This is a genomic window from Streptomyces sp. NPDC001914 (assembly GCF_042891215.1).
GTDB lineage: Bacteria > Actinomycetota > Actinomycetes > Streptomycetales > Streptomycetaceae > Streptomyces.
Genome location: NZ_JBIASW010000001.1, coordinates 395,176 through 410,299, shown reverse-complemented (window position 1 = coordinate 410,299; position 15,124 = coordinate 395,176). Strand labels below are relative to the sequence as shown.

The window sequence follows — 15,124 nt, the reverse complement described above, 5'->3', positions numbered from 1 at the left end:
CATGACCACCGACACCACGACGAAGTCCCCGGAGGCGGCCCCCGCGCCGCCTCCGGGCCCCGCCTTCGCACCGAAGCGGGCCGCACGGGGCCGAAAGCGCCTGCTGACCCGCCGCGACCGGTTCACGCTCGCCCTCATGGCGGGCGTGCCCACGGTCCTGCACGTGGCCCTGGTCTGGGTCACCGCCTTCGCCTCCATCGCCCTCGCCTTCACCACCTGGGACGGCATCGGGCTCGACTCGATCAAGTGGGTCGGGCTGGAGAACTTCAAGCAACTCTTCAACGACAACCCGCAGTTCTGGCCCGCCGTCCAGCACAACATCATCTGGTTCGCCGTCCTCATCCTGATCCCGACGCCGCTCGGCCTCTTCCTCGCCGTCCAGTTGGACAAGCGGATCCGCTTCAGCCGCGTCTACCAGACAGCGTTCTTCCTTCCGGTCGTCATCTCGATGGCGTGCATCGGCTTCGTCTGGCAGCTCGTCTACAACCCGGACACGGGCCTCATCAACAGCCTCATCGGCGCCAACAAGCCAGGCCACTACGTCGACTGGATCGGCGACCCCGACCTCAACCTGTGGGCCGTCCTCGTCGCGGCCTCCTGGCGGCACACCGGCTACATGATGATCCTCTACCTGGCCGGCCTCAAGGGCGTCGACCCCTCCCTCAGGGAAGCCTCCGCGCTGGACGGCGCCAACGAGGTGCAGACGTTCAGACACGTCATCTTCCCGACCCTGCGCCCCACCAACACCGTCGTCCTGGTCGTCACCATCATCGAGGCGCTGCGCGCCTTCGACCTGGTCTTCGTCTTCAACAAGGGCGCCCAGGGGACCGAGCTGCTCTCGATCCTGGTGACCAACAACATCATCGGCGAGTCCAGCCGCATCGGTTACGGCTCGGCGATCGCCGTGGTCCTGCTGATCATCTCGCTCGTCGTGATCATCCCGTACCTGGTGGCCACCTTCCGGAAGGAGCGGCGATCGTGAGCGCCCCCACCCTCGCGTCCGGCGCGACCGGGCGGCGCGCGCCCGTCCGCCCCGCCCGCGTCCTGCTGCACGTCTTCCTCGCCGGGACCGCCCTGGCCTGGCTCGCCCCGCTGCTGTGGGCGATGTTCTCGGCCCTGCGCCCGTACAGCGAGACCAGTGACAAGGGCTATGTCTCCTGGCCCGACACACTGAACTTCGACAACTTCACGAACGCGTTCGAGCAGTCGGACATGACGCACTACTTCGTCAACACCCTGCTGATCGCGGTGCCGGCCGTCCTGCTCACCCTGTTCCTGTCGTCGATGGTCGCGTTCTACGTCAGCCGCTTCGACTTCCGGCTCAACCTGGCGCTGCTGCTGGTCTTCACGGCCGGCAATCTGCTGCCGCAGCAGGTCATCATCACGCCGCTGTACCGGCTGTACCTGCTCACCGACCTGCCGGGCATCACGCAGAGCGGCAAGCTGTACGACTCCGCGCTCGGCCTCGTGCTGATCCACGTGGCCTTCCAGTCCGGATTCTGCGCGTTCGTGCTCAGCAACTACATGCGCTCCCTGCCGGACGAGCTGACCGAGGCCGCGCTCGTCGACGGAGCCTCCGTGTGGCGGCTGTACTGGCAGATCACCCTGCCGCTGTGCAAGCCCGCGATGGCGGCCCTGGCGACCCTGCTGTCGATCTGGATCTACAACGACTTCTTCTGGGCGCTCGTGCTGATCTCGACCGGCGAGAACATGCCGATCACCTCGGCCCTGAACAACCTGTCCGGCCAGTACTTCACCGACCCCAACCTCGTCGCCTCCGGCGCCCTGCTCACCGCGATCCCCACGCTCGTCGTGTACTTCGCGCTCCAGCGGCAGTTCGTCAGCGGTCTGACCCTCGGCGCCAACAAGGGCTGAGACGACCCCGTCCGAACACCCAGGCGGTTCCACGTGAAAGAGAACGACGTGCCCCCATCCTTCACCCCCGTAGCCTCCGTACCCGTGGACCCGAGCACCGCACGGGTCCACGAGGAGGGCTGGCAGTCCTGGAGCCCCAGCGGCTCCTACGCGCTCGACGCCACCCCGTACCGCCCGACGAACGACAACTGGGCGACCGTCTGCTACCGGCCCGGCCGCACCGTGCCGCCCGGGGCCTTCCAGGGCGAGGGACTGCTCGCGCTGGACCCGGGCGACGGTTCCCCGGTCCGGCTGTGGGCCGCGCCCGACCCGGCGGCCGCCGTGCCCTCGATCCGGCTGACCGTCCAGGACGGCCGTGCCGGGATCAGCGCCGACGGCCCGGTCACGGAGTCCTCGTACTCCGGACCGGACGGAATCCAGGGCGCGCTCGCCGCGTGGGCCGACGCCCTCGCCGTCCCCGCCCCGCGGCCCGCACCCACGGTGTGGTGCTCCTGGTACGAGTACTTCACCGCCGTCACCGAGGGCGACATCCACGAGAACCTCCACGCGATGGACACCCTCGACCTCCCCGTCGACGTCGTCCAGATCGACGACGGCTACCAGAGCGCGCTCGGTGACTGGCTCACCCTCTCCGGCCGCTTCCGCTCCCGCGCGGCCCTCGCCGACGCCATCCGCGCACGCGGCCGCCGACCCGGCATCTGGACCGCCCCGTTCCTCGTGGCCCCGCACAGCGAACTCGCCGCACTGCACCCCGAGTGGCTGGTCCGCGACGCGGCGGGCGCCCCACTGCACGCCGGCCACAACTGGAACCACGACCTGTACGCCCTCGACACCACCCACCCCGGGGCCCGGGCGTATCTGACCGACGTCTTCGCCACCCTGCGCGCCGAGGGCTACGACTACTTCAAGACCGACTTCCTCTACGCGGGCGCCCTGGACGGCGTCCGGCACTCCGGAGGCGACGCGCTGACCGCCTACCGCGACGCGATCGCCCTGATCCGCGAAGCCATCGGCCCCGACGCCCACCTCCTGGGCTGCGGAGCGCCGATCCTCCCGTCCATCGGCCTGTTCGACGCGATGCGGGTCAGCCCCGACACGGCCCCGCACCGGCGCCCCGAGGCCGACGACTACAGCCAACCCGGCCAGGACGCGGCCGAGTTCACCGGAGCCGGCCGCCAGTGGCAGCACCGGCGCCTGTGGATCAACGACCCCGACTGCCTGATGGCCCGGCCCGCCGTCGAGACCCGCGAACGCTGGGCGGCCCATGTCGAGGCCACCGACGGCCTGATGGCCTCCAGCGACCGCCTGCTGTCCCTCGACGAGTGGGGCGTGGCCACCACCCGCCGCCTGCTGTCCTTCGGCCACGCACCGGCCTCGGGAGGGGCGGCATGACACCCGAACGCACCCTGTCCGTCCCCGGCATCGTCTACGGCGGCGACTACAACCCCGAACAGTGGCCCGAGGAGATCTGGGCCGAGGACATGCGCCTGATGCGCGAGGCCGGCGTCACCATGGTCAGCGTCGGCATCTTCTCCTGGGCCCTCATGGAGCCCGCCGAGGGGCGGTTCGACTTCACCCGCATGGACCGGCTCCTGGACCTCCTCCACCAGAACGGCATCGCCGCCGACCTCGCCACCCCCACGGCCGCCCCGCCCGCCTGGTTCTTCCGGGCGCACCCCGAAGCGCTCCCGGTCGACCGGGACGGCCGCACCCAGACGTACGGCAGCAGGCAGACGTTCTGTCCGAGCAGCCCCGCGTACCGCACGGCGGCCCTGCGCGTCACGGCCGCCCTCGCCGAGCGGTACGCCACCCACCCGGCCGTGGTGATGTGGCACGTCCACAACGAGTACGGCTGCCACAACGCAGCCTGCTACTGCGACACCAGCGCCCGGTCGTTCCGGCGCTGGCTGCGCGAACGCTACGAGGACGACCTCGCGGCGCTCAACCACGCCTGGGGCACCACGTTCTGGAGCCAGTGGTACTACGACTGGGAGGAGGTCCTGCCGCCCCGCGCCACCGGCGCCGTCCCCAACCCCACGCACCAGCTGGACTGGCGCCGCTTCTGCTCCGACGAACTGCTGTCGCTGTACACGGCGGAGCGCGACGTCCTGCGCGCGGCCGCCCCCTCGACCCCGGCCACCACCAACTTCATGGTCATGGACACCTTCGACGCGCTCGACTACTGGCGATGGGCGCCGGAACTCGACATCGTCTCCAACGACCACTACCTGATGTCCGCCGACCCGGCCTCCGAGATCGACGTCGCGCTCTGCGGCGACCTGACACGGTCGCTGGCCGGAGGGCCCTGGCTGCTCATGGAGCACTCCACCGGCGCCGTGAACTGGCAGCCCGTCAACCGGGCCAAGGTCCCGGGCGAGATGCGCCGCAACGCCCTCGCCCATGTGGCCCACGGCGCCGACGGCATCGCCTACTTCCAGTGGCGGGCCGCCAGGGCCGGGGCCGAACAGTGGCACTCGGCGATGCTCCCGCACGCGGGCACGGACAGCCGCATCTGGCAGGACGTCGTCCGCCTCGGCGCCGATCTCAAGGCCCTGGCAGAGGTGCGCGGTTCCACCGGCACGGCCGAGGTCGCCGTCGTCTGGGACTGGAACGCCCGCTGGGCACTGGAGCTGCCCTCCCAGCCCAGCGGCGAACTGCGGTACAAGGACCTGGTCCGTGCCTGGTACGAGCCGCTGTGGCGGTCCGGCGTTGCCGTCGACTTCGTCCGCCCGGACGCGGACCTCTCCGCCTACCGGCTGGTCCTCGCCCCGAGCCTCTACCTCGTGGACGAGGCGGGCGCGGCGAACCTGACCGGCCATGTCGAGCGCGGCGGCACCCTCGCGATCGGCTTCCACAGCGGAGCCGTCGACGAGAACTGCCACATCAGACTGGGCGGTTACCCGGGGGCGTTCCGCGACACACTCGGTGTCCGGGGCGACGAACCCTTCCCGCTCCTGCCCGGCGAGTCCGCCGGCCTGACCGGCCAGGTGCCAGCGGGCGCCACGGCCACGCTGTGGTCGGAGCGGCTGCGCCTGAACGGCGCCGAGCCGGTGGCCACGTACGCGGACGGACCGCTGGCGGGCGTCCCGGCGGTGACGAGACACACCCACGGAGCCGGCACCGCCTGGTACCTGGCGACCCTTCCCGACCCGGACACCCTCACCGCACTGCTGGACCGCATCCGCACCGAGGCCGGGGTCACCGGTGCCGACGGCCTGCCCCCGGGAGTGGAGACCGTCCGCCGCCGCGGCCGCGACGCCGACTACGTGTTCGTGATCGACCACACGGGCCGGGGCGCGGAACTCCCCGTACCCCCGAACGCCACGGAACTCCTCACCGGCAAGCCCCTGTCGGGCTCGTTGAGGGTCGACCCGGGGGAGGTGGCGGTGGTCAGGGAGCCGCGGGAGGCCGAGCTGTAGTCCCTGCGCGGTGAGGACCGGTGCCGGGGACCGACCGGACGACGAGGAGTGGCCGGCGCGTCCCCGGTCAGTCGGGGGGCGGCAGCAGCGGGCCCAGGGGGCCGAGGTCGAGGTTGAGGTCCTCCAGGGTCAGGCCGTGCGTCGCGCACAGGCTCTGCATCCGGTCGTGCAGGACCATGAGCGTCGCACCCAGCCGCTCCTCGTCCTCCTCGCTGAGATCGCCCTGGTCGACCCGGCGCAGCGCCTGTCGTTCCATGACCTGACGCAGCAGCTCGACCAGGGTCAGGACCAGCCGCATGAGATCGCGCTCGACCGTGTCCGGGTCGGTGTTGATCCGCCCGGCCGCCGCGCGCCCCCGCGCACCCGGCGGCGGCCGGTCCGCGGGCTCGGCCGGCAGCAGCCGGAAGGCCCGGGCCGCGGCCTCCGCCGCCTCTTCCAGGGGGTCCGCGGGGCCCGGGGTGCCGTCGTCAGCCGGCACGGCCGGCTCCCGGGGGAGCGGACCGGTCCCAGGGCGGCGGATTCTCCGCGCTGACGGACACGATCAGGGCGCGCAGCGAGATCCGTACGAGATCGATGTCGGCGACGGACAGGACCACGTCACCGGTCAGGACCACCCCTCCGGCCAGCAGACGGTCCAGCAGGTCGACGAGCGCGACCTGACGGTCCGGCAGCGGCTCCAGCGAGGCGGCACCCGCACCGCCGGACCCGGTCACGGTGCCCCACCTCGTGCGGTACCGTCCGTGCCGCCGGTGCCTTCTCCGCCATCCGTGCGGTCCCTGTCGTCCGGGGCGTTCTGGGGCATCGCGAAGGAGTACGGCGCCCACGGGCCGGTCACCTCCACGCGGACCCCCTCCAGCCCGTGACCCGCGCGGGAGGCCTTCTCACGGAAGGCCTCGCCGCGCTCGCGGGGCACCAGGAAGGCGTCGTTGAAGACGTTCTCGCCCGCGTCGCCGGCCAGGGCACCCTGCTGGGGCCGGTGCGCCGCGCGGTCGGTCGCGTACGCGCGTGCCACGTCCGCCACCCGCTCGGCCGCCTCCTGGGCCGCCCGGTAGACCGCCTCCCGGTCGCCGCGCTGCCGTCTTCGGGCGCTGAGGTAGGCACGCCCCGGGGTCATGTCCGCCGACGCGGTGGATTGCGCGGCGGGCGGCGCGGCGGGGGCGGTCGCCTCGACGTAGATCTTCACTCCCCACTCGACCTGGCCCGCCAGGTGATCCAGGCGATCGGCGAACAGCCGAACCGCGGAGCGCAGCATGTCGCGGGCGCTGCCGTCGTCGACGTAGACGGTCGCCAGCCGCAGCGGCAGCGCGGGGGTGAGCGCCGTGACCTCCTCGACGGTCGCGTGGTGGGCCCGCGCGACGGCCTCCAGCCAGTCCAGGTCCTCCAGATGCCTTCTCAGGCCCTCCTCGCGGAAGTCCGCGGCCGGCACCGGGCTCACCACGAGCACGATGTCCGTACCGTCGCCCCCCTCGCCTTCGGCGATCAGGTGGACCGGGGCGCCGGCCACTCCCGCGAGTCCGGCCAGGGTCCGTGCCAGGTCCGGGTGGGCGCGTGCCACGGCGTACGCGTAGGTGACCGGCTCACTCGTGCTCGTCGTCATCGCGATCAGCCCTTCGGCGGGTGGTGCCTCGCGGTTCCGGCTCCACCTCGGGGATGTCCCGCTCCCGGCGCAGGGCGTTCAACTCGGCGCGCAGCCTGCGGTTCTGCTCGGCCAGCGACGGCTCGTTCCCGGCCCCCGAGGTGAGCGAGGGGTCGTGTTCCCACCAGTCGATGCCCATCTCCCTGGCCTTGTCGACGGAGGCGACGAGCAACCGGATCTTGATCGTGAGCAGTTCGATGTCGAGGAGGTTGATCCGGATGTCGCCCGCGATGACGATGCCCTTGTCGAGGACGCGTTCCAGGATGTCGGCCAGGCTGGCGGACGAGCCCTGCGCGTACGGCGGTTGGGCTCGGGACGGATAGTCGCCCAGGCGGTTGGAGAGAGGTTGGCTCACGACGGTGTCCTCGAGTTCTCCCGGGTCCGGGCCGGGATGCGCGGGATGCGATCAGGATCGGGCCGGTGTCCGGTCGGGGGTGCGACCGGCCTTCGTTCGGGGGTGACCGGCACGCTCAGGGTGGTCCTCCCTGTTCGTGGATCCTGATCTCCTCCAGCCGGTCGAGCAGTTGGTCCTCGACCAGGTCGAACGTCTCCTCGTCGATCTCGCCGGCGATCAACTGCCTTTCCAGCTCGGCCAGTTGGGCCCGTATTGGCGCCGGGTCGTAGTACTCGTCCTCCGCGGCCTCCAAGACCTGGTCCATCACCCAGGCGACTCCGCGCACGGGTGCCAGGGGAAGCGTGACGAGTTGTGTGAACAAGCCCATGACGTCTCCATCAGCTGAAGCTGTACGGAGGGAGCGGACCGTTGAGCCGGAATTCGAACCCCTCGCCCATCTGGTGCGCGAGGCTCAGCTCGGTGGCGAGGAAGAGTTCGTCCTGCTCGTCGCTCACCAGGAACGAGACGTTGAGGAAGTCCGTTCCGGTGGGCGGGGAGGAGTCGATCTCCCGGGCGAACGCGCGGAGCGCCTCGATCACGCCCGAGGCCAGTGCCTCCTGGCGGGCTCGGACCTCGTTGGCGACCATCTCGCCGAGTGTCACGGCCGCGTCGGGGCCCGCCGTGCCGGCGCGGATGTCGTCGTTGAGCTGCCGGGCCGGCTCGGAATCCGTGAGGATCTCCCGCAGCAGCATCTCCTCGTCCTGCGAGGCCTTCAGGTTGTACTCGACGCAGCCCTCCAGCAGGCGCAGTCGGTCGGCGTATTCGTCACCGCGCTCTTCCAGAGCCTGCCTGACGGCGTCGTCGTCCGGGGCGGTGTAGCCGAATCTGAGGGGCAGCACGGTGCCGTCCGCCAGCAGACGCTGCTGCACCTCCTGGTGCCGGCCGATGTCTCTTCGCTTGGGGCGCAGTTCCTCGGGTGCGTCACTCACGACCGCGCAGAGCGGGCCGGCGGTCACCGTGCGCAGCGGGGCGGCCGAGGCGCCGACTCCGTCGAGGCCGTCGAGGCGCAGCGGATGGTCCTTGAACGTGATCGAGTAGACGTATACGGCCATGGCTCACTCCTCCGCGCGAGACGTGCTTCGCTCCCGCCGGGAAGCGCGCTTGGCAGGCCGCCGCCGTCGTTCCACCGTTTCCTCCTCTTCTTGCTCCGACTCCTCGTCGCCCTTGCCCGTCACTCCCCGGAGGGTGTCGGTGACCGCCTCGGCGGCGCCGCTCAGGGCTCCCTTGGACTTGCCCTTCGCTCCGGATTCCAGGGTGTCGCCGACGATGTCGGTGAGCTTGGACGGTGCCTTGTCACCGGATTCCAGGTCGAGACGGTTGCACGCCTCGGCGAAGCGCAGGTAGGTGTCGACACTGGCCACGACGATGCGTATGTCGATCTTCAGGATCTCGATGCCCACGAGGGACACACGGATGAAGACGTCGATGACGAGCCCGCGGTCGAGGATGAGTTCCAGAACGTCGTAGAGAGTGCCGGATCCGCCGCTCCGGGCGAGATTGCCACCGCTCTGCGGCACCACAGTCATGGTGCCTCCCTTCACCGGCTGTGCTGTATCAGCGCCGGTCGATCTGTCCACGCGTATAGCGGCGCTTCCTCTCGTAGGCCACCAGGTCGCCCTCCTTGTCCAGGGTCACTCGGTAGGTGGCCATGACACTGGTGGTGTCGGGGACGCGCTCCAGTTCGAGTACCTCGACATCTGCCTCCCAACCGTCGTCCGTCGGTTTGATCGCGGAGACGGACTCAGGGGTTCGTCCGAGCAACGAGCTGAGTTGCTCCATCGCCGAACGGATGGCCCGGGCGGTGCCTCCGGAGCGTGACGAGGCGTTGCTGTCGCCGGCGGACCGTCGGCGCGAGGTGTCGCGGCCGGAGCTCGGGCGCCGTTTGGCGGGTTCTGCTGCGGCCATGGTCTCTCCGGTCGCCGGAATGGACGCCGTACTCGAACAAAAGTGTGCAATCTCATCATATAGGGGTACTTGGGGCGTCAGGTGTGGATGGCTTCCCCCGAGGCCGTCCCGTCGAGCATGCGGTCCCGGGGGAGGTGGGGGCCGCGTGGTCCGAAGGGAAAAGGTTCATGAATGACACAACCAAGATCGCTCTGGCCGCGGCTGTCGCCGGAGGCTATCTGCTCGGGCGTACGAAAAAGGGCCGCCTCGCGTTCGCCGCGGCCACCTACATCGCCGGGCGTCGATTCGCTCTGGATCCCAAACAGTTGGCCACGGAGGGGCTGAAGCGGCTCTCCGACGTACCGGGTGTCGCGGAGCTCCAGGAGCAGGTGCGGGGCGAACTGATGGACGCCGGCCGCAAGGCCCTGGCGGCCACGGCCGACCGCCGCCTCGGTGAGCTGGCCGACAGCCTCCATGAACGGACGCTGCGCGTCGGCGAGAAGGCCGGGAAGGACGAGAAGGCCGGGAAGGACGAGAACGGGGACGAAGGCGAGGACGAGTTCGAGGAGGACGAGTACGAGGAGGAGGGGCCCGACCAGGAGGACGACGACCGGGACGAGTACGACGAGGAGTACGAGGACGATTACGAGGGCGAACCCGAGCACGAAGCCGAGGAGGAGGAACTGGAGGAGGAGCCGGAAGAGGAGGAGCCGGAGGAAGAGGAGGAGCAGCCGGAGCGGCCGCGCAGGCGGCGTCGGAGCCCCGCGGGCAAGGGCGGCGGCGAAGCCGGGTCCCGTAGGGGGACCGCCGAGAAGGCCGCCGGGAAGAGCGCGCCCTCGCGTGGTGAGGGCGGGAGGCCCGCGGCGAAGAAGGCGGCGGCGAAGAAGACGGAGGCCGGGAAGACACCGGCGCGGAAGCCGGCGGCGGAACGGCCGGCGAAGAAGACCGCGAAGAAGACCTCGCCCCCGGCGAAGAAGACGGCGGCGAAGAAGACCGCTGCCAAGAAGACCGCGGCAACGAAGACCCCGGCGAAGAAGACCGCGGCCAAGAGGGCCCCCGCGAAGAAGACCCCGGCGAAGAAGGCCGCCGCCAAGAAGACCGCTCCGGCCAAGAAGACCGCCGCGAAGAAGGCGCCGGCGAAGAAGGCCGCCGCGAAGAGATCTTCGTCCAAGACCGCCCAGAGCGCTTCCGGACGACGGAGGTAGGACGCCATGGCCACCGAACAGCGTGAGAAGGACAATGCCGGAGGCTCGGGCCTGGACGCGTTGCGCGACGAACTCACCGACTACCTGGGCGCGCAGCTGGAACACCTGGTGGAGAAGGCGGGCGACAAGGTCGCGGACGTCACCGACAACCTCTTCGACGCCGCCGAGAACGGCGGGCCCCTCCTCGGCGCAGGTTCTCGCATCCTGCAGGGGGAATCGCCGCTGAAGGCGATCGTGGCGGAGAAGGCCAAGAGCGCCAAGGACAGCGTCGTCGGCAAGGTTAAGGAGGCCTTCGGCGGAGGCGGCAAGTCCAAGTCCGGCAGCACCAAGGTCATGAACATCATCGAGGTGCTGGACGTCGGCGTCCCGGTCCGGAAGGCGTACGACCACTGGACCGCGTTCGAGAAGTTCAGCAGCTTCACCAAGGGGGTGCGCAGTGCCTCCCAGGACGGTGAGGGCGGCAGCGACTGGAAGGTGAAGGTCGGCCCGTCCACCCGGAGTTGGAAGGCGACGGTTCAGGAACAGGTACCGGACGAGCGGATCGAATGGACCTCGGAAGGCGCCAAGGGCAGCACACGCGGCTGTGTCAGCTTCCACGAGCTCACGCCGGACCTGACCCGCATCGTGCTCGTCGTCGAGTACTACCCCTCCGGCTTCTTCGAGAAGACCGGCAACATCTGGCGCGCCCAGGGCCGTCGTCTGCGGCTGGACTTCAAGCACTTCCAGCGTTACGTCACGCTCACCGACGAGGAGGCCGAGGGCTGGCGCGGCGAGATACGCGGCGGCGAGGTCGTTCGCACCCACGAGGAGGCGCTGGAGGAGGAGGAAGCGGCAGAGGGCGAAGAGGACGAGGAAGGCGCGGAGGACTACGCGGACGAGGAGATCCCCGAGGACGAGGAGATTCCCGAGGACGAGGACGAGGAAGAGGAGGACGAGGAGACCCCGGAGGAGGACGAAGAGGTCCCCGAGGACGACGGAGCGGGGGAGTACGACGAGGAGGAGGGGGAGTACGAGTACGAGGAAGAGGAGGAATGAGGGACGGGCGTACGGGCACGCCGCGTCAGCCCGCAGACAGGCCCCGGCCCCCGGTCCCCGGCCCTGGCAGGGCGGCACCGCGAACAGGCCGCTCCACCGCGCCGGTCACCGCACCATGCGGGCCGCTCCGCCGTGCCGCGCCGGCCGCTCCGCGGCGCCGGCCACCCGGTGACGTGCGGGCGGTTTCCTCCCGCCCCGACGGGGGACCCGAGATGACAGCCCGGAGTCACACGAACACCGGGCCCGACCGGGGCCGGAGACGGACCGAGCCGGGACGGAACCAGCGAAGGGACGAGAAGGAGTCATGACCGCCGACATCGGGACCAGGACCAGTTCGCGACCGGAGACGGGATGGGCGAAGGCGCGCCGTCGGCGCCGGACCGGCCCGCGCACCTGCCTTCCGGCGACGGTGGCGACATCGGCCCGTCAGGACCGGAGCGGCCCGGACTGGAACATCGTCAGGGGCGAGGACTGACCGGACGTCACTTCTCCGCACGCGGAGACCTGCGCCCTCACGGTCGGGCCTCAGGAGGCTCCGGCCTCAGGTGGCCGTGACGGGTGAGCGTCAGGAGGCGGAGTCCGTCTTGAAGCGCAGCCGGCGGATCTCGTCCTCGGGCGGGCGGCGCAGGTCCTCGTCCGCCAGTCGCTCGGGCATGTCGTCGTCCCGGATGAGGTGGACCGACGCCTCCTCGGCCGGGTCCGTGCCCTCGTCGACACCCTCGTCGACACCGAGGTGCTCGGCGATCATGTCGTGATCGGCGTCCTCGTGGGCTCCCACGTCGAGGGCCAGGATGCGTTCCTCCGGATCCGGGCCCATCTCGTCGTCCAGGCGCTCGCCCTCGTCGTCCGCCAGTCCGTCCCCGTCGTCGTCGGGGTCCCGCAGGGCCGAGTCCGTCCGTTCCTCGGCCAGCTTCTCGTCCAGACTCTCCCCCTGGCGCAGTTCACGCGCCGTGGTGCCGAGGTGGTCCACCGCGAGCGGGCGCTCGGGCGGCGACCACCCGTCGTCGAAGGGGTCCGAGCCCCGGTATTCGAGGGTGTCCTCCGGATCGAGGATGCCTTCGTCCTCGCGGATGTCGGGACCTCCCGGCTGGTACACCTCATCACCCATGACCTCGTCCTCGCTCTGCTGCCCGAGATGGGCGCGACCCTCCGGACGGATCCGAGTGTCATCGGCCCATGTCTCCAGGCTCACCCAGCGCACCGGTTCCGGCATGCCGGAACCGCACACGATCACAGAGGGTGACCGCAGGCCGGGCGGTGATTCTCGATCTCCACGTTTGGGGCCCGTGGGACGGGTCACCCGGGTTCCGACACTCGAGGCCGATCGTGATGGGAAGTGAGACATCGTGAGTGGCGAGCAGAAGGCCAAGGCAAAGATGGAACAGGCCAAGGGCAAGACGAAGGAAGCGGCCGGGCGCGCCCTGGGCAACGAGCAGATGACCGCCGAAGGCCGTGCCGAGAAGGCCAAGGGCGACGCACGGCAGGCCAAGGAGAAGACGAAGGACGTCTTCAAGGGCTGAAAGGCCGAAAGGCCGACAAGACAGAAGGCGGACTCTCGGATTTCGGGGGAGTCGGCGCGGCCGTCAGGCCGACCACGTGGGGCCCGTTCCGGGGAACGGGCCCCACGGCCATGCACCGGCCGAGGGCCCGTGACCGTTGGCAGCTTCGGGGTGACACCACGGCCGGGCCGCCGGCACCGGGACGGAGCCGTCCGCCCGCGGCGGCGAAGCCCTGGCACACCCGGCGCGCCAGCTGACCTCCGTCGGCTCCGCCCGGCCCGGCGAGGCGTTGATTCCCCGCACTTCGGCGAGACGTCGTGTCCGTCGGTCCGGGCCGCACACCGCGTCCGCCCGTTCCGGCGAGACCCGGCCCGAGCCGCGAGACCCCGGATCTCGCGGCCGGGCCCCGGCCAACGTGGCGCGGCCCCGGCCAACCGCGGCCCCGGCCCGCGAGGCGCGGCCCCGCACGGCTGGGCCAGGGCACCGACGGCACGCGGCGCCGCGTCCCGTGTGGCCCCGCACCCCGTGTTGCCCCACGCCCCCACAGGCCGAAGATGGTGGGGATGGCGGAGAGGAGTCCCCGGCGTGGAACCGGACGCGCAGGCAGAGCGACGAGGGGACCTCGCGCGGGGACCGGCCGAGGGTGCCGATCCGCGACGCTGGCACGCCCTGTGGGTCACCCTGACGGCCGGGTTCATGAGCCTGCTCGACGTCACCATCGTCGCCGTCGCGCTGCCCTCCATGCAGCGTGCCCTGCACGCCTCCGCCCCGTCGATCCAGTGGGTCGTCTCCGGTTACGCCCTCACCTTCGCCCTGGTTCTCGTGACGGCCGGACGACTGGGCGACGCGATCGGCCGACGGCGGATCTTCCTCCTCGCGCTCGCCGCCTTCGTCCTGTGCAGCGCCGCGGCGGGCGCCGCGCCGACGATCACGCTCCTCGTGGTGGCGCGACTCGCCCAGGGCATGGCCGCCGGATGCCTGGCACCGCAGAACTCCGCCCTCATCCAGCAGATGTTCCGGGGAGCCGAGCGGGGGAGGGCCTTCGGGCTCTTCGGCGCCACCGTCGGCATCTCCAGCGCGGTGGGCCCCGTCATCGGCGGCCTGATCCTGATGCTCGCGGACGGTCCCGAGGGCTGGCGCTGGATCTTCTACGTGAACGTGCCGGTCGGAGCCGTCGCCTTCCTGCTGGGCCTGCGCCTGCTGCCCAAGGTCGCTCCGCGCCGCCGGGAACGACTCGACCTGCGGGGTGTCCTGCTGCTCGGCAGCGGGGTGCTCGCGCTGATGCTTCCCCTGATCCTGGCCGAGTCCGGCGGCGTACGAAGGCTGTGGTGGCTCTTCCTGGTGGGGCTGGGCCTTCTCGCGGTGTTCGCCTGGTGGGAGCGGCGGCTGACGTCCGCCGGCGGACAGCCGCTCCTCGATCCGCGCCTGGTGACGGACACGCGAGGCTACGCCGCGGGAGCCGCCATCGCCGCCCTGTACTTCGTGGGCTTCAGCGGGGTGTGGCTGGTGTTCGCGCTGTACTTCCAGAACGGTCAGGGCTTCTCCCCGCTGCGCTCGGGGCTCGCGGTGACACCCTTCGCCATCGGTTCGGCCGCGGCGGCCGTGGTGGCCGGACGGCTCGTCGAGCGGCTGGGCCGGCTGCTGACCGTCTGCGGCCTCACCGGCGTCGCCCTCGGTCTCGGCGGCGCCGTGCTGATCCTGCGTCTCGCCCCCGGGGACACGGCCGTGTGGTACGCGGCGCCGGCCCTGTTCGTCGGCGGACTGGGCAGCGGATGCGTCATCTCGCCGAACGTCACGATGACCCTCCGTGACGTGCCGGTGCGGATGGCGGGCGCGGCCGGCGGCGCCCTGCAGACGGCCCAGCGGCTGGGCGGTGCCATCGGGACGGCGGCGCTGCCGGGACTCTTCTACGTGGTGCTCGGCACGGGGCACCGAGACTTCCGCTCCGCCCTGGTGATCTCCGTGGGCTCCGGGATCGCGGCCATCCTGTGCGCCCTCGCCCTGGCCGTTCACGACTGGCTGCGCGACCACGAGCCCGGGTCGCCGGGCCGCCCCTCCGAGCTGTCGCACGACCACACCCACGCCAGTCAGCCCTGAGCACCGGACACGCGAGCGGCCCGGCGGCATGGGGAGTGCCGATCGTCGGCCGGGTTCACAGGCGCCGCACAGCGGCCGAA

At 71.0% G+C, this 15,124-nt stretch carries 18 protein-coding genes; 9 read left to right on the top strand and 9 right to left on the bottom strand.

Features of this window, described 5'->3' with window-relative positions:
- Position 1: 1 nt before the first annotated feature.
- Genes ACFYYF_RS01870 through ACFYYF_RS01855 form a run of 4 tightly spaced genes read left to right on the top strand, consistent with a single transcriptional unit; the run spans position 2 to position 5,294 of the window.
- On the top strand, positions 2-982 hold the full coding sequence (locus ACFYYF_RS01870) for a carbohydrate ABC transporter permease (protein ID WP_388770303.1): 981 nt from the start codon (positions 2-4) through the stop codon (positions 980-982).
- Positions 979-1,875 carry a carbohydrate ABC transporter permease gene (locus ACFYYF_RS01865; protein WP_365494932.1) on the top strand — a complete coding sequence of 299 codons (897 nt, stop codon included), beginning with the start codon at positions 979-981 and terminating at the stop codon, positions 1,873-1,875. The genes ACFYYF_RS01870 and ACFYYF_RS01865 overlap by 4 nt, the downstream gene beginning before the upstream one ends.
- Before the next feature lie 48 nt (positions 1,876-1,923).
- Positions 1,924-3,267: a glycoside hydrolase family 36 protein gene (locus ACFYYF_RS01860; RefSeq protein ID WP_388770300.1), complete on the top strand. Its 1,344-nt coding sequence runs from the start codon at positions 1,924-1,926 to the stop codon at positions 3,265-3,267.
- Entirely contained in the window at positions 3,264-5,294 is a 2,031-nt protein-coding gene (locus tag ACFYYF_RS01855; RefSeq protein ID WP_388770298.1) for a beta-galactosidase, read from the top strand. The genes ACFYYF_RS01860 and ACFYYF_RS01855 overlap by 4 nt, the downstream gene beginning before the upstream one ends.
- A 67-nt stretch (positions 5,295-5,361) precedes the next feature.
- Here the strand turns inward: ACFYYF_RS01855 and ACFYYF_RS01850 are convergent, their stop codons facing one another.
- The 8 genes from ACFYYF_RS01850 to ACFYYF_RS01815 form a co-directional block, all read right to left on the bottom strand.
- On the bottom strand, positions 5,362-5,772 hold the full coding sequence (locus ACFYYF_RS01850) for a gas vesicle protein K (RefSeq protein WP_388770295.1): 411 nt from the start codon (positions 5,770-5,772) through the stop codon (positions 5,362-5,364).
- A complete protein-coding gene (locus ACFYYF_RS01845) occupies positions 5,762-6,007 on the bottom strand; it encodes a gas vesicle protein (protein WP_388770293.1) in 246 nt (81 codons plus the stop codon). The genes ACFYYF_RS01850 and ACFYYF_RS01845 overlap by 11 nt, the downstream gene beginning before the upstream one ends.
- A complete protein-coding gene (locus ACFYYF_RS01840; protein WP_388770291.1) occupies positions 6,004-6,891 on the bottom strand; it encodes a GvpL/GvpF family gas vesicle protein in 888 nt (295 codons plus the stop codon). Before ACFYYF_RS01840 ends, ACFYYF_RS01845 begins: the two co-directional genes overlap by 4 nt.
- The gene (locus ACFYYF_RS01835; RefSeq protein WP_388770289.1) at positions 6,872-7,285 is read right to left on the bottom strand and encodes a gas vesicle protein; all 414 of its coding nucleotides are present in this window, start codon (positions 7,283-7,285) and stop codon (positions 6,872-6,874) included. The genes ACFYYF_RS01840 and ACFYYF_RS01835 overlap by 20 nt, the downstream gene beginning before the upstream one ends.
- A 115-nt stretch (positions 7,286-7,400) precedes the next feature.
- The gene (locus ACFYYF_RS01830; RefSeq protein WP_388770286.1) at positions 7,401-7,652 is read right to left on the bottom strand and encodes a gas vesicle protein GvpG; all 252 of its coding nucleotides are present in this window, start codon (positions 7,650-7,652) and stop codon (positions 7,401-7,403) included.
- 10 nt (positions 7,653-7,662) lie between these two features.
- A complete protein-coding gene (locus ACFYYF_RS01825; protein ID WP_365494956.1) occupies positions 7,663-8,376 on the bottom strand; it encodes a GvpL/GvpF family gas vesicle protein in 714 nt (237 codons plus the stop codon).
- A gap of 3 nt (positions 8,377-8,379) precedes the next feature.
- Positions 8,380-8,850 (bottom strand): gas vesicle structural protein GvpA, encoded by a 471-nt coding sequence (locus tag ACFYYF_RS01820; RefSeq protein ID WP_388770284.1) that lies wholly within the window; start codon positions 8,848-8,850, stop codon positions 8,380-8,382.
- A 28-nt stretch (positions 8,851-8,878) separates the two neighbouring features.
- On the bottom strand, positions 8,879-9,229 hold the full coding sequence (locus tag ACFYYF_RS01815; RefSeq protein WP_388770282.1) for a gas vesicle protein: 351 nt from the start codon (positions 9,227-9,229) through the stop codon (positions 8,879-8,881).
- 167 nt (positions 9,230-9,396) lie between these two features.
- Here ACFYYF_RS01815 and ACFYYF_RS01810 point away from each other — a divergent pair, with 167 nt between their 5' ends.
- From ACFYYF_RS01810 to ACFYYF_RS01800, 3 genes are all read left to right on the top strand, one after another.
- Positions 9,397-10,413: a histone H1-like repetitive region-containing protein gene (locus tag ACFYYF_RS01810; protein WP_388770280.1), complete on the top strand. Its 1,017-nt coding sequence runs from the start codon at positions 9,397-9,399 to the stop codon at positions 10,411-10,413.
- 6 nt (positions 10,414-10,419) lie between these two features.
- Positions 10,420-11,448, top strand: a complete 1,029-nt coding sequence (locus tag ACFYYF_RS01805) for an SRPBCC family protein (RefSeq protein ID WP_388770278.1) — start codon at positions 10,420-10,422, stop codon at positions 11,446-11,448.
- Between the two features lie 304 nt (positions 11,449-11,752).
- Positions 11,753-11,923, top strand: a complete 171-nt coding sequence (locus tag ACFYYF_RS01800) for a hypothetical protein (RefSeq protein ID WP_388770275.1) — start codon at positions 11,753-11,755, stop codon at positions 11,921-11,923.
- Between the two features lie 90 nt (positions 11,924-12,013).
- On the opposite strand, the gene ACFYYF_RS01795 is transcribed toward ACFYYF_RS01800, so the two are convergent.
- The gene (locus tag ACFYYF_RS01795; RefSeq protein WP_388770273.1) at positions 12,014-12,556 is read right to left on the bottom strand and encodes a hypothetical protein; all 543 of its coding nucleotides are present in this window, start codon (positions 12,554-12,556) and stop codon (positions 12,014-12,016) included.
- 238 nt (positions 12,557-12,794) lie between these two features.
- Here ACFYYF_RS01795 and ACFYYF_RS01790 point away from each other — a divergent pair, with 238 nt between their 5' ends.
- Together ACFYYF_RS01790 and ACFYYF_RS01785 are read left to right on the top strand one after the other, a co-directional pair.
- Complete coding sequence (locus ACFYYF_RS01790; protein ID WP_365494974.1) at positions 12,795-12,968, top strand: CsbD family protein; 174 nt, start codon at positions 12,795-12,797, stop codon at positions 12,966-12,968.
- Positions 12,969-13,532: 564 nt separating this feature from the next.
- Positions 13,533-15,044: an MFS transporter gene (locus ACFYYF_RS01785; protein ID WP_388770270.1), complete on the top strand. Its 1,512-nt coding sequence runs from the start codon at positions 13,533-13,535 to the stop codon at positions 15,042-15,044.
- The last annotated feature ends 80 nt before the right edge of the window (positions 15,045-15,124 follow it).

Excerpts from the sequence above, each read along its gene's own strand:
- ACFYYF_RS01805 (WP_388770278.1), top strand. The coding sequence starts at position 10,420 with ATGGCCACCGAACAGCGTGAGAAGGACAATGCCGGAGGCTCGGGCCTG.
- ACFYYF_RS01810 (WP_388770280.1), top strand. The coding sequence starts at position 9,397 with ATGAATGACACAACCAAGATCGCTCTGGCCGCGGCTGTCGCCGGAGGC.
- ACFYYF_RS01830 (WP_388770286.1), bottom strand. The coding sequence starts at position 7,652 with ATGGGCTTGTTCACACAACTCGTCACGCTTCCCCTGGCACCCGTGCGC.
- ACFYYF_RS01840 (WP_388770291.1), bottom strand. The coding sequence starts at position 6,891 with ATGACGACGAGCACGAGTGAGCCGGTCACCTACGCGTACGCCGTGGCA.
- ACFYYF_RS01820 (WP_388770284.1), bottom strand. The coding sequence starts at position 8,850 with ATGACTGTGGTGCCGCAGAGCGGTGGCAATCTCGCCCGGAGCGGCGGA.
- ACFYYF_RS01825 (WP_365494956.1), bottom strand. The coding sequence starts at position 8,376 with ATGGCCGTATACGTCTACTCGATCACGTTCAAGGACCATCCGCTGCGC.
- ACFYYF_RS01815 (WP_388770282.1), bottom strand. The coding sequence starts at position 9,229 with ATGGCCGCAGCAGAACCCGCCAAACGGCGCCCGAGCTCCGGCCGCGAC.
- ACFYYF_RS01855 (WP_388770298.1), top strand. The coding sequence starts at position 3,264 with ATGACACCCGAACGCACCCTGTCCGTCCCCGGCATCGTCTACGGCGGC.
- ACFYYF_RS01870 (WP_388770303.1), top strand. The coding sequence starts at position 2 with ATGACCACCGACACCACGACGAAGTCCCCGGAGGCGGCCCCCGCGCCG.
- ACFYYF_RS01795 (WP_388770273.1), bottom strand. The coding sequence starts at position 12,556 with ATGGGTGATGAGGTGTACCAGCCGGGAGGTCCCGACATCCGCGAGGAC.
- ACFYYF_RS01800 (WP_388770275.1), top strand. The coding sequence starts at position 11,753 with ATGACCGCCGACATCGGGACCAGGACCAGTTCGCGACCGGAGACGGGA.